The following is a 13,199-nucleotide window of genomic DNA, read 5'->3' on the forward strand; positions in this document are numbered from 1 at the left end:
GTCAATTGTGATTGTTTATAAAACATGGTAAAGTAGATAGATTGTTATTTTATCGTGTTTTAAAAAATGGAGGACATTTGTGAAATTTAAAGAATTAGATTTAGATCCCAGATTACTGAGCGCTATTAATGAAGCCGGTTTCGAAGAAACAACACCCATCCAAGCTCAAACTATTCCACTAGTTATGAGTGGGGCCGACGTAATTGGCCAAGCTCAAACTGGTACAGGAAAGACGGCAGCCTTTGGTTTACCAATTTTAAATGCCGTTGATACTCAATCAAGTAACATTCAAGCATTGATTATCTCTCCAACTAGAGAATTAGCTATTCAAACACAAGAAGAACTTTACCGCTTAGGTAGTGACAAGAAGGTTAAGGTTCAAAGTGTTTATGGTGGATCAGATATTAGAAGACAGATCCGTGCCTTGAAGAATCACCCTCAGATCGTGGTTGGTACTCCCGGAAGAATGCTTGACCACATCAACCGTCATACCTTGAAACTTGGCAACGTTAATACCGTTGTTCTTGATGAAGCTGATGAAATGTTAGATATGGGATTCGTTGAAGATATTGAAAGTATCCTTTCAAACGTTCCAAACAAACATCAAACATTGTTATTCTCAGCTACAATGCCAAAACCTATCATGAAAATTGCTGATAAGTTTATGACAGAACCTCAAATCGTTAAGATCAAGTCAAAAGAATTGACTGCTGATAAGATTGATCAATACTTTGTTAAAGCCAAAGAATTTGAAAAATTTGATTTGATGACTCGTTTATTCGATGTTCAAGCACCAGAATTAGCTTTGATTTTTGGTCGTACAAAGCGTCGTGTTGATGAACTTACACGTGGCTTACAAGCTCGTGGTTACAATGCTGAAGGTATTCATGGTGACTTGTCACAAGATAAGAGAACTAGCGTTTTACGTAAGTTTAAAGCTGGTAAGTTGGACTTCCTAGTTGCAACTGATGTTGCTGCTCGTGGATTGGATATTTCAGGTGTATCACATGTTTATAACTATGATATTCCTCAAGATCCTGATAGTTATGTTCACCGTATTGGCCGTACAGGTCGTGCCGGACATTCTGGTGTTTCTGTAACATTCGTTACACCAAATGAAATGGGCTACCTACGTACAATTGAAAACTTAACTAAGAAGCGTATGGAACCACTTGCTCAACCTACTGATAAAGAAGTTCTTAAAGGACAATTGGAATCAGTTAAGCAAGATATTAAAGATACTTTGGAACATGACAAACACTTGGATCGTTTCGATTCAGCTGTTCAAGAATTGTTAGCAGATTATTCTGCCGAAGATATCGCTCGTATTTTCTTAAGCGAATCAATCAAGGATGCTGAAAGTGTTCCTGTTAAGATTGCTCCTGAAAGACCACTTCCTTCACGTAAGGTAAGTCACAGTCGCTCAGGTCACGGTCGTCGTGGTAAGTTCAACGGACATCGTGGTGGTGGAGATCACCGTGGTGGCAGTGGTAATGGCAGACGTCGTAATAGTGATCGTCGTGATGGACATCATGATGACAAGGGTGGCAAGCGCCGCGAACATGACAACAAACGTAATGGTCGTAGCAAAAAGTCATTCAAAATCAGAACAAATCTATAATCAATGAATATGAATTATAATTATTGAAAATATAATTATAATAATGAGGTCAGGGTAAATTATTTTACTTTGGCTTTTTTTTTACAGTAAAATAGACCTGCCGAGATGGTTGAAACTCGATAAACTTGAAAAGTTGCCTAAAAATGCTATGATTTAAGCTTAAATCAAACAAATTTTAATTTAATTGCTGATTGAAACTGCAAAAAATTGAAAACTATGCTTTACTTCAATTGAAAACTTTTCAATTTATTAATTAAAAAAATGGATTGCGAGAAAAAATATGATCAAAGGATTAGGTATAGATATTGCAGAAATTGACCGTGTACGAAAGATTTATGGTCGTCACCCTCGATTTTTAGAGAAAATTTTGAATGAAGATGAGGTTGAAGTCTTTAATAACCTAAATACTGAGAAGGCTAAGATGACATACTTAACAGGAAGGTTTTCTGTAAAAGAAGCCTTTACGAAAGCTATGGGTACTGGCCTTCGCGGAATAGGATTTCATGATTTGAGCGTTTTGAATCATGAATCAGGTCAACCTTATATTAAAACTGAAATTTTCAAAGGTAATATTCATGTATCAATATCAGATACAGATGAACTAGTAATAACTGAGGTTATTCTAGAGGAGGAGAAGTAAAATGTTACCATCAATTCATCGTCCAGCCTATGTTGAAGTAGACTTATCAAAGTTAAAGAGAAATTTACAAAATGAACTAGAGGCTGTTCCTGAAGGAACAAAGGTTTTTGCTGTTGTAAAAGCTAACGCTTACGGTCATGGTTTAGTTAAAGTCGCTCAGTCTGAAATTGAATTTGGAGCATCTGGACTTTGTGTGGCTTCATTAGATGAAGGTCTAGAGATTCGAAATAGTGGCGTTACAGCACCTATTTTAGTTTTGGGTATAGTTCCCGTAGAATATGCTAAAGTGGCCGCACGTGCCGATATTTCGTTAACAGTCGGTAGTTTAGATTGGCTGAAGGTAGCTGTGGAATTAAGAGTTACTAATTTGAAAGTTCATATTGCTGTCGATAGTGGTATGGGTCGAATTGGTTTCCAAGATAAGGATAGTTTGATTGAAGCATGTAACTATTTAAATGAGCACAAAGAAGCATTTATCCCAGAAGGATTATTTACACACTTTGCAACTGCTGATAGTCCTGATGAAAGTTATTTTGAAAAACAGGTTAAGAATTTCAAAGAAATGTCTAGTGATTTACCAACTAAATTCACTTATGTTCATTGTGCTAATTCCGCTACAGCTTTGTGGCACAAAGATTTGGCTGTCAATATGGTGAGATATGGTTTGGCCTTGTATGGCTTGAATCCATCAGGAACTGATATTACGAAATTACCATATGAACTAGAACCTGCCTTAAGTTTGTATTCAGAACTCACATTTGTTAAAAAGATCAAAGCTGGACAGAGCGTTGGGTATGGAGCTACATACACTAGTAAAGAAGACGAGTGGATCGGGACAATTCCTATCGGCTATGCAGATGGTTGGTTGAGAAGAATGCAGGGCTGCGATGTTTTGATCAACGGAGAACGTTGTCAGAGTGTTGGTCGTGTTTGCATGGATCAGTTCATGGTTCGCTTGCCTAAGGAATTACCAGTTGGTACAAAGGTTACTTTGATTGGTAAAGATGGCAATGAAGAGATTACAGCAACGGATGCATCAAAGTATGCTGGAACAATCAGTTATGAAATTCTTTGCTGCTTGAGTGAAAGATTACCTCGAGTTTATAAATATTAAAATAATAAAAATTCAAGTAGAATACAATTTCTACTTGAATTTTTTTGTTAGTGCTTTATTCTTTAATATTAAATAACGAGGGGGAAATCATCATCACAAAAACATTATTGTTACTAGCAGACGGATTCGAATCTTATGAGGCCAGTGTCTTTACCGATGTATTAGGTTGGAACTTATTTGAAGGTGATAAGACGACTGAACTAGTATCTGTGGGGATGCATCCACAATTGAAGTGTACATGGGGATACTCCAATATACCTGATTGTCAATTGTCAGAAATCAATTTAGCGGATTACGATGCTTTAGCTATACCAGGAGGATTTGAGGAGGCAGGTTTCTATCAAGATGCTTTCAGTACAGAGTTTGGTGATGTGATTCGTGAGTTCGATTCTCAGAATAAACCAATTGCTTCAATTTGTGTTGCGGCCTTGGCACTCGGTAATAGTGGCATTTTGAAGGGCAGAAAAGCAACAACCTATTCTTATCCTGAAAATCCTCGTCAAGATCAATTAGCTCAAATGGGAGTTTCAGTAGTACGTGACCAACCATTAGTTGTGGATAATAATATTGTGACTTCATCTTCACCTGCAACGGCTTTAGATGTGGCTTTTTGGTTATTAGAGAGATTAACCAACGCAAACAATGTTGAAAAGGTTAAAGGATTAATGGGATTCCATAAAAATTAAACGCAAATAATTGTTACATAAATGAAAATAGTAGTATTCTCTGGTTGAGATTTTAGAAAAAGGGAAAGAAGTGTCAACCGTGATTAATGAAGAATGGTATAAATTCATGCAAAATGGTGAGTATAAGAGGTATCAAATTCTTGTTGATCGTAACAAACCTTATGTTGACAGGTTTCAACGAGACTTGATGGAGGAATATCAATTACAGTATTTCAAAAGTCACCCTGTTGATGAAGAATTGAATCGCTATCGTGTTGAACCAGCGTTTAAAATCAAAAGACTATAAAAAATCCGCTCAAGTTGACGTAGTTCAACTAGAACGGATTTTTAGGTTTTGTTTTTAGAAAAGGTTTTGTTTTAGAAATATTTTTTAGATAAGGACTATAGTGTATTCTTATCTAGAATTTTACCAGATTTCAAATCATCGATTTCTGAAACTACGAAACTCTTCTTTTCAAGACGTTTGATAATTTCCTTTAAAGTATCGATGTCAGTACCTGATGGTAAAGTAAATAGAGTTCTTCGTACAACTTCGTTTGATTTGGCATCCAAAGTCATACAAGCAGCTACAGAAACGTATTTAGCAAAGATTTTTGACATCTTTTCTAGGTCGCCACGGTCGCCGGAAGAACTAACAGTCAAAACGTAACTACTAATATCGAGGTTCCAAGCATCTGATAACATGCTGAGAAGTCTTGCATGAGTTAAGATTCCATAAAATAAATTATTTTCATCTAGAACAGCAATGTAAGGCAAATCCTTAATATTAAAGAATACTTTGAAGAAAGGTGAGTCTACGCTGATTGTTTTAGTAGCATTCTTCATAAGTGTAGTTACAGGTAAGCTCATATCGCCGCCACGTGATTTGTGACGGTAGATGTGCATCTTGTAAATGTTACCCCTAAATATTTGTCCACTTTCATCCAAAATTGGCACACAACGAAAACCTGAGTCTTCTAGGACTTTTAATGCTTCCTCTAGTGTGACAGTTTCTTTAACTGTCGTAAGCTTGTCCTTTTTTAGTACAAGTGACTTAACTAACATATATATTCACATCCAATCTATCTATAATTGAATTAATAATACAGTAATTCAGAATAAAAAAAAAGCTGAAACAAATTTTCATTTGTTTCAGTCTTTTTTATACATGCATTAAGGATTATTGACGACCCTTGATACCTGTAGCTTCGAAGCCATCTTTAAGGATCTTTTCAAGTTCCTTAGCTGATTTCTTCATTTGTGCTGATTCTTCATCATTCAATGGAACTTCGATAATTTGTTTTAGACCCTTACGGTTAACAATAGCAGGTGAACCGATATAGATGTCTGAAACGCCATATTGACCACTCATCATGTTTGATAATGGAAGAACAGTGTTTTCGTCGCTTAGCAAAGCCTTGCAGATTCTTGCAAGAGCAGTACCGATACCGTAGAATGTAGCACCCTTAGTATTGATAATGTCGTAAGCTGCGTTAACAGTCTTCTTGTAGATCTTGTCAAGTGTGTCTTTAGTAATTTCTGGGTGGCTTTCCATCCATTCGGCCATTGTAACGCCACCGATTGTTAGATGTGACCATGCAGCGAATTCTGAATCACCGTGTTCACCCATGATGTAACCATGAACTGAACGAGGGTCAAGATCTAATTCTTCACCAACGAATTTTTGTAATCTAGCAGTATCAAGTGATGTACCTGAACCAATTACACGTTCCTTAGGGAAGCCTGAAAGTTTCCAAGTAGCGTATGTCAAGATATCAACTGGGTTAGCAGCAACTACGAAGATACCATTGAATCCTGATTCAACGATAGGATCAACGATTGTCTTCAAGATGTTCAAGTTCTTGTTAACAAGGTCAAGTCTTGTTTCACCTGGTTTTTGTGGAGCGCCGGCTGTGATAACAACGATATCAGCATCCTTAGCATCTGAATATTCACCAGCGTGAATATTCTTTGGGAATGAGAATGGAATTGCATCAGCAAGGTCCATTGCGTCACCCTTAATCTTGTCTTTAGCGATATCACAGATAACTAGTTCTTGAGCAATACCTTGAAGTGTCATAGCATAGGCGAATGTTGAACCTACAGCACCGTCACCAACTAGAAGTACTTTTTGGTGGTTCTTTTCGTTTGTTGGAGTTGTCATTATAAAATATCATCCCTTCGAAAATAATATGTTCCTGACCCATTATACAAATAATTAAGGTAAATAAACAAGCTGATTGTGAAAAAAGTGAAAAAATAGTATTTTTGACATGATATAATGTAAGTTCGAAATGAGGTATATTAAATATGAAACTAATTGTTGGCTTAGGAAATCCAGGAAAGAAATACGATCGTACAAAGCATAATATGGGCTTTATGACCATCGATAGATTGATGGATGAATATGGTCAAACACAAATGAAAAAGGATTTTGAGGCTGAATACTGCAAATTCAAAGTCGATGGAGAAACGGTTTTTCTAGTTAAACCGCTCACATTTATGAATGAATCTGGTCGCGCTGTTAACTTTTTAATGGGATATTATCAGATTAAACCTGAGGAAATGATGGTAATTCAAGATGACTTAGATATGCCTATCGGAAAAGTCAGATTACGGACAAAGGGTTCTGCTGGTGGTCACAATGGTATTAAGAGTATAATCTCTGCTGTGGGTACTAAAGATTTCAAACGAATTAAGATTGGTATACAACATCCTGATCGTCAAACAGTAGTCAATTGGGTGTTGACACCATTCAGTAAAGATCAAGAACCAGTAGCTTTATCAGGTATCGATCAGGCAGTTGATATGGTTAAAGATTGGGTTGCCGGTAGTAGCATTGATCAATTAATGAATAAATATAATTAGAAGATTAAAAGGGGGCAAAAATTGAATTTAATAAATTTCATTACAAATAAGTTGGACTTAGGGGAATTTATTAGTCAAGTTAAGCCTGAAACAAAGAATTTATTAACAGGTTTGACGGGATCAACAATTTCCCTTTTTGCATTGGATACTTTAAGACAATTAAATAAGAAGATTTTGATTGTTGAGAACACTAATTTTCATGCAAATAAGCTATATGACGACTTAAATTTATTGAACAGTGAAGCTGTTCATATTTTTCCCGTTGAAGAATCAATTTCAACCGAAATAGCAACCAGTTCACCAGATGAACTGAGTCAACGATTAGATACCTTAAGCTTTTTGGCGGACGATAAACCTGGCATAGTTGTAACTTCAATTGCCGGATTAGAGTATGAATTGTCAGCAAAAGAGCTCTTTAAGTCTGCCCAATTAAAAATTGAAGTAAATGAAGAATACGATCTAGAAGATTTGAATCAACAATTTGTTCAGATGGGATATGTAAAAGATAAGTTAGTTGCCAAACCAGGTGATTTTGCCATTCGTGGTGATATTGTCGATATTTATCCACTGAATGTTGATAACCCAGTACGAATCGATTTCTTCGGAAATCAAGTTGAAAAAATTAAGTACTTCGATACTGAAACACAAAGAAGTATTGAAGAGTTAAAAGAAATTCAAATTTTGCCAGCGCAAGATCGAATTGTTACCGATGAACAAGTTGAAACAGGTTTAGCTAAGTTACAGAAGAGCTACGACCGTCAATTGAAATCATCTGATGATAAAGATATAAAGGAAAACTTGCGGACAAACTTTGGTCAAACAATTGAAGAATTATCAGAAGGGATTCGTCCAGAAAATATTGGTCGCATAGCTGATTACCTTTTTGAGCAACCAAAGAGTTTATTAGATTATTTAGATTCTGATGATGTCATCATCTTTAATGAATATAATCGTTTAATTGAACAATCAAATGATAGTCAAGCTGAAAATCAGTCTTGGTTGGCTAGTCAATTGGAATTTGGTAAAGCTTTGCCAGAACAGAAGATTCGTCAGAGCTTTGCTGATTTGATCAAGGATAATAAGTTGGCTCAAATTTATTTATCAGCCTTCCAACAAGGAATGGGCCATATTCGTTTGAATCAATTGCAAAATGTGCCTGTTCGAACAATGCAACAATTCTTCAGTCAGATGCCGTTGTTAAAGTCGGAAGTTGAACGTTGGCAAAAGCAAAAATATACTGTTCTGTTAACTATTAGCAATGAAAAACGAATTGCAGCAATCAATAATACCTTGATTGACTTTGGAATTAAGGCAACGTTGACGACTGCTGATAAAGTTATTGAAGATCAGACACAAATTATGAATGCTACATTGAGTTCTGGTTTTGAAATGCCCGAACAAAAATTAGCCGTTATTACTGAAAAAGAACTTTTCAACAAGCAACCGAAGAAACGACGTCATCAAACTTTGGCTAATGCTGAAAGATTAAAGAGTTATAACGAACTAAAGCCAGGCGATTATGTTGTTCATGTCAATCATGGTATTGGTAAGTTTATCGGTATGCAAACAATGGAAGTCGATGGTAAACATCAAGATTACATTACGATTGAGTATCGTGATGATGGTCGTTTGTTTATTCCGGTTACCCAATTGGATATGGTTCAGAAATACGTTTCAGCTGAAGGTAAATCGCCTAAGATTAACAAACTAGGTGGTAATGAGTGGCAAAAGACTAAACGTCGAGTTCAATCCAATATTGAAGATATTGCTGATGATTTGATTGATCTCTACGCCAAGCGTGAAGCTGAGAAGGGCTTTGCATTTCCTAAAGATGATTCGATGCAAAATGATTTTGACAATGCCTTCCCATATCCGGAAACACCTGATCAATTGAGATCTGTCGACGAAATTAAGCGTGATATGGAAAAACCACATCCGATGGATCGACTTTTAGTTGGTGATGTTGGATTCGGTAAAACCGAAGTGGCATTAAGAGCAGCCTTTAAAGCCGTTGAAGCAGGTAAGCAAGTAGTCTTTTTAGTACCGACGACATTGCTAGCTCAACAACATTATGAAACTATGAAAGAACGTTTCGATGGTTTCCCAGTAGAAATTGGGATGTTATCACGTTTCCAAACTCGTAAACAGAGTAAAGAGATTATTGAGAAATTAGAAGACGGTTCGGTTGATATTGTTGTGGGAACACATCGTTTACTTTCGAAGGATGTTAAATTCCACGATATCGGATTGTTGATAATTGATGAGGAACAGCGTTTTGGCGTTAAGCACAAGGAAAAGATTAAGCAGTTAAAGAGCAACGTTGATGTTTTAACTTTGACAGCAACACCAATTCCAAGAACACTGAACATGTCGATGTTAGGTGTTCGTGATCTTTCTTTGATTGAAACAGCTCCTAGCAACCGTTACCCGGTTCAGACTTATGTTATGGAACAGAATTATCAGGTGATTGCTGGTGCAATTAAACGAGAAATGGCTCGTGGTGGTCAAGTCTTTTACTTGCACAATCGAGTGGAAGATATGGATCAAGTAGCGGATCAATTGCAGTCCTTAGTACCAGATGCCCGAATTGCAACAGCTCATGGGCGAATGAATGAGACTCAAATGGAAGGTGTCATTTCCGATTATTTGGCCGGTGATTATGATGTGCTAGTTACGACGACAATTATTGAAACAGGTGTTGATATGCCCAATACCAATACTTTAGTGGTAGAGAATGCTGATCGTTATGGGTTATCACAACTTTATCAAATCCGTGGTCGTGTTGGTAGATCAAATCGAGTGGCCTACGCCTACTTGATGTATCGCCCTAATAAAGTTTTGACCGAAGTTGGTGAACAACGTTTGGAAGCTATTAAGAACTTTACTGAGTTAGGTTCTGGTTTCAAGATTGCGATGCGTGACTTGTCGATTCGTGGAGCCGGTAACCTTTTGGGTAAACAACAACACGGTTTCATTGATTCAGTTGGTTTTGACTTATATACGCAAATGTTAAATGATGCAGTTGCTAAAAAACGTGGTCACACTAAAGCTGAGAAGACTAATTCAGAAATTAATTTAGCTTTAGAGGCATATCTGCCAGAGGATTATATTAGTGATCAACGTCAAAAGGTTGAGCTTTACAAGCGGATTCGTCAAATTGATTCCTTGGAGAATTACCAAGAAGTTAAATCAGAACTGTTGGATCGTTTTGGCGATTACCCACAGGAAGTTGCTAATTTGTTAGACGTCAGTTTGTTAAAGAACTCGTTTGATGAGTCCTTGGTTAATAGCGTAGTTATGCGAGATAAGAAGATCACAATTAAATTTTCACCTAAAGCTGGTGATTATTTAACAGGAGATTTAGTCTTCAAGTTCCTAGCTAACACAACTATGAAGGCTAAGGTAAATAATAAGAATGGCGGATTCACGATTACTTTAGATTCAGCTAGTGTCAAAAAAGATGAATGGTTCGATCAATTGAAGGTATTCGCAGAAAAAATGGCCGATGACTTTGATAATTTGAAGAAAGAAAAAATAAAAAACTAATATGCAAAAAGAAGTGTCAAGGGCGATTAGGGGGACTTGGGTTTTGACGATTGCTTCACTGTTCTCAGAACTCTTGAGTGCAATTTATCGAATTCCACTGCAAAACATCGTAGATGATCGGGGATACTTCATCTACCAACAGGTTTATCCAATTTATGGAATATTCTCTGTACTAGCTTTGTCAGGCTTACCAGTCGTGCTATCGAAGGCTTTTGCACAGCAAAAAAATAATGCCGCCAAAAATAATTTATTAAAGAGAACTTTTATTCTCTTAATGATTGCTAGTTGCGTGGTTACAATTTTGCTGTGGATGTCTTCAAGATACTTAGCTATTTTAATGGGTGATCCGAGACTTTATTTAGAAGTTCGAGCAGTTTCTTTAACATTCCTATTGATACCCTTTGAAGCCAGTTTGAGAGGGTACTTTCAAAGTGATTTATTGATGACACCTAGTGCTATTTCACAAGTTTCAGAACAGTTTTTGAGAATTGTGATTATTATTGGTAGCGCCTTGTTATTTGGTCACGGAGTAATTGATGTTTACCATATGGGAACATTGGCTAATGCCGGTGCTTTTATTGGTGGATTATTGGCAGTTGGCCTTTTGATAATTACCTTTGTGAGAAACAAGAATAGTTTTCTAGCAGCTGATCGAGATGATGGCACAATTAAATTGGAGCATGGATTAGCTCTGGAAATTGTTTTGATCGTTGTATTTACGGGAATAACTATTTTTTATCAATTCATCGATTCTTTCTCAATGATTCGATTATTAATGCATTCAGGGATTTCTTTAGATCAAGCCGAGATTCAAAAGGGTGTTTTTGATCGAGGGCAACCTTTGTTGCAATTGGGTATTGTGATTTCACTTTCATTCGTTTCAACGATAATGCCGCAATTGAAGGAAAGTAATCGTTTAGAACAGAATAAGAGAACTATTTCTAAAATGGTGCGAGTCTGTTTGTGGTTGTCAGGTGCCGAAACAGCGGGTTTGATTGCTTTGATGCCACAGATCAACACAATGCTGTTCACTAATACTAATGGTTCAAGAACCTTGAGTATTTACATGTTTTCAATTATTATTGTTTCCTTCATTAATTTATTAATTGCGGTAACAAGTGGTGATGATGAAAAGAACTTGCACAAATTGATACTGTTTGGGATGTCTTTGATAGCTAAGATTGCTTTAAATGTTATTTTAGTGCCAAAATTTGGAATTGCTGGGGCTGCTTTGGCAACTGTGCTCAGTGAATGCGTAATTTTATTTGGAATCATGACTATATATGGTTTCAATCGAAGCTTCTTATCATTGGATAAAGGTTTTATCAAAGCATTAATTAAAGCTGGTTTAGTGATGGCAATCGTTGTTAAACTAGCAGTCATTATTTTGTCATCAGGTTTTGTTATGACTAGATCAAAGAGTATTCTGTTGAATGTTATAACGATACCAATTGGTGCTTTAGTGTATTTAAAATTAACTAAACGCTGGCATATATTGACTAAAGAAGAATGGGAAATATTACCCATGGGAAAATATATTACGAGATTTATGAAGATAGAGGATAAAAAATGAGATTAGACAAATATTTAAAAGTTACCAGAATTATCAAAAGAAGAACGGTGGCTAAAGAGTTTACCGATAATGGTCGTGCCAGTATCAATGGTCGTGTAGCCAAATCGTCTAGTGACGTGTCTATCGGTGATGTGATTGAATTACATTTTGGTGAGAAAACAATGAAGGTAAAGGTCCTTAATATTAAGGAAACTACCAAGAAGAATGAATCAGAAGATATGTATGAAGAGATTTAGTAAATAATTAGAATTAGATTAAAATTGGCAATTTTATTGTTCAAATAATTGCTTAAACTTGTTATACTCAAGGTAATCATTTCTAGGGGAGTAGTGGTATGGAAGTACATAAATTAAATTCCAATGTTTCTGTATTGAAACCTAAACAATCGCAAATGCCTCCAAAACCAGGCCCTCATAATTATGCCAAAAAGGTACATCGTCGGCGTATGGCAGTGATCGGTATTGTTTTTGCAATTATTCTGGTTGTATTTGGTGTTCAGATTTTTAATGCACATCGAACATATGCCAATACAATGGGACAGATTGAAGTTAGTAAGACAAAGTTAAGTAAGCAAAAAGCTGTTCAAAGCGATTTGAAACTCGAAGTTGCACAACTTCATGATACGAATTATTTAGAAAAATATATTCGGGAAAAATATATGTATAGTAAACCGGGTGAACAAATATATAATTTGCCTAGTGACGTCAAGACCACTACGATTCAAAAATAGGGAAAGGAATTATTTTTAATTAGATGACAGTCGAAGTAGGAGCTAAAACAGAAGGTAAAGTTACTGGAATTACAAACTTTGGGGCGTTCGTTGACCTTGGAGAAGGACAAAGCGGAATGGTACATATCAGTGAAGTTGCTGATGGTTACGTTAAAGATATTCACGATGTTTTGAGTGTCGGTGATACCGTAAAGGTTTTAGTTCTTAATGAAAGAGATCATAAGATTGCACTTTCAATCAAACAGGCTTCTGATAAGCCTAAGCCAAAGTATCATGCACATCATTCTCATGAACGTAATGAACATAAATCACGTCCACATAAACCTGAGAGTTTTGATGATATGATGTCAGGCTTTATGAAAGAAAGTGAAGAGCGTTTAAGTACTATTAAGAAGAACACAGAAGGAAAACGTGGTGGCCGTGGCGGTCGTCGCAGTTAATA

At 36.3% G+C, this 13,199-nt stretch carries 13 protein-coding genes; 11 read left to right on the forward strand and 2 right to left on the reverse strand.

What is annotated here, in order from left to right; translation table 11 throughout:
• Positions 1 to 79: 79 nt before the first annotated feature.
• The 5 genes from cshA (at position 80) to LKACC16343_RS04035 (ending at position 4,347) form a co-directional block, all read left to right on the forward strand.
• Positions 80 to 1,621: a degradosome RNA helicase CshA gene (gene cshA, locus LKACC16343_RS04015; protein WP_056954391.1), complete on the forward strand. Its 1,542-nt coding sequence runs from the start codon at positions 80 to 82 to the stop codon at positions 1,619 to 1,621.
• 280 nt (positions 1,622 to 1,901) lie between these two features.
• Positions 1,902 to 2,261 carry a holo-ACP synthase gene (acpS, locus tag LKACC16343_RS04020; RefSeq protein ID WP_056954392.1) on the forward strand — a complete coding sequence of 120 codons (360 nt, stop codon included), beginning with the start codon at positions 1,902 to 1,904 and terminating at the stop codon, positions 2,259 to 2,261.
• Position 2,262: 1 nt separating this feature from the next.
• Positions 2,263 to 3,375 carry an alanine racemase gene (gene alr / locus LKACC16343_RS04025; RefSeq protein ID WP_056954393.1) on the forward strand — a complete coding sequence of 371 codons (1,113 nt, stop codon included), beginning with the start codon at positions 2,263 to 2,265 and terminating at the stop codon, positions 3,373 to 3,375.
• Between the two features lie 50 nt (positions 3,376 to 3,425).
• A complete protein-coding gene (locus tag LKACC16343_RS04030) occupies positions 3,426 to 4,061 on the forward strand; it encodes a DJ-1/PfpI family protein (RefSeq protein ID WP_256970552.1) in 636 nt (211 codons plus the stop codon).
• A 70-nt stretch (positions 4,062 to 4,131) separates the two neighbouring features.
• Positions 4,132 to 4,347 (forward strand): hypothetical protein, encoded by a 216-nt coding sequence (locus LKACC16343_RS04035; protein ID WP_087721262.1) that lies wholly within the window; start codon positions 4,132 to 4,134, stop codon positions 4,345 to 4,347.
• A gap of 95 nt (positions 4,348 to 4,442) precedes the next feature.
• On the opposite strand, the gene cbpA is transcribed toward LKACC16343_RS04035, so the two are convergent.
• On the reverse strand, positions 4,443 to 5,105 hold the full coding sequence (gene cbpA / locus LKACC16343_RS04040) for a cyclic di-AMP binding protein CbpA (RefSeq protein WP_025084391.1): 663 nt from the start codon (positions 5,103 to 5,105) through the stop codon (positions 4,443 to 4,445).
• A gap of 115 nt (positions 5,106 to 5,220) precedes the next feature.
• On the reverse strand, positions 5,221 to 6,204 hold the full coding sequence (locus LKACC16343_RS04045) for an L-lactate dehydrogenase (RefSeq protein ID WP_054642429.1): 984 nt from the start codon (positions 6,202 to 6,204) through the stop codon (positions 5,221 to 5,223).
• Between the two features lie 146 nt (positions 6,205 to 6,350).
• On the opposite strand from LKACC16343_RS04045, the gene pth reads away from it, so the two are divergent.
• The 6 genes from pth to LKACC16343_RS04075 all read left to right on the forward strand — a co-directional run bounded on the left by pth (position 6,351) and on the right by LKACC16343_RS04075 (position 13,197).
• Entirely contained in the window at positions 6,351 to 6,908 is a 558-nt protein-coding gene (gene pth / locus LKACC16343_RS04050) for an aminoacyl-tRNA hydrolase (RefSeq protein ID WP_056954395.1), read from the forward strand.
• 21 nt (positions 6,909 to 6,929) lie between these two features.
• A complete protein-coding gene (mfd, locus tag LKACC16343_RS04055) occupies positions 6,930 to 10,454 on the forward strand; it encodes a transcription-repair coupling factor (protein WP_056954397.1) in 3,525 nt (1,174 codons plus the stop codon).
• 1 nt (position 10,455) lies between these two features.
• Positions 10,456 to 12,027 (forward strand): putative polysaccharide biosynthesis protein, encoded by a 1,572-nt coding sequence (locus LKACC16343_RS04060; RefSeq protein WP_082604594.1) that lies wholly within the window; start codon positions 10,456 to 10,458, stop codon positions 12,025 to 12,027.
• Positions 12,024 to 12,263 (forward strand): RNA-binding S4 domain-containing protein, encoded by a 240-nt coding sequence (locus LKACC16343_RS04065; protein WP_025084395.1) that lies wholly within the window; start codon positions 12,024 to 12,026, stop codon positions 12,261 to 12,263. Before LKACC16343_RS04060 ends, LKACC16343_RS04065 begins: the two co-directional genes overlap by 4 nt.
• 98 nt (positions 12,264 to 12,361) lie before the next feature.
• Entirely contained in the window at positions 12,362 to 12,757 is a 396-nt protein-coding gene (locus LKACC16343_RS04070; protein WP_056954399.1) for an FtsB family cell division protein, read from the forward strand.
• Between the two features lie 23 nt (positions 12,758 to 12,780).
• On the forward strand, positions 12,781 to 13,197 hold the full coding sequence (locus LKACC16343_RS04075) for a S1 domain-containing RNA-binding protein (RefSeq protein ID WP_056954400.1): 417 nt from the start codon (positions 12,781 to 12,783) through the stop codon (positions 13,195 to 13,197).
• Positions 13,198 to 13,199: the final 2 nt, after the last annotated feature.

Source organism: Companilactobacillus bobalius, assembly GCF_002179915.1.
Taxonomy (GTDB): Bacteria; Bacillota; Bacilli; order Lactobacillales; family Lactobacillaceae; genus Companilactobacillus; species Companilactobacillus bobalius.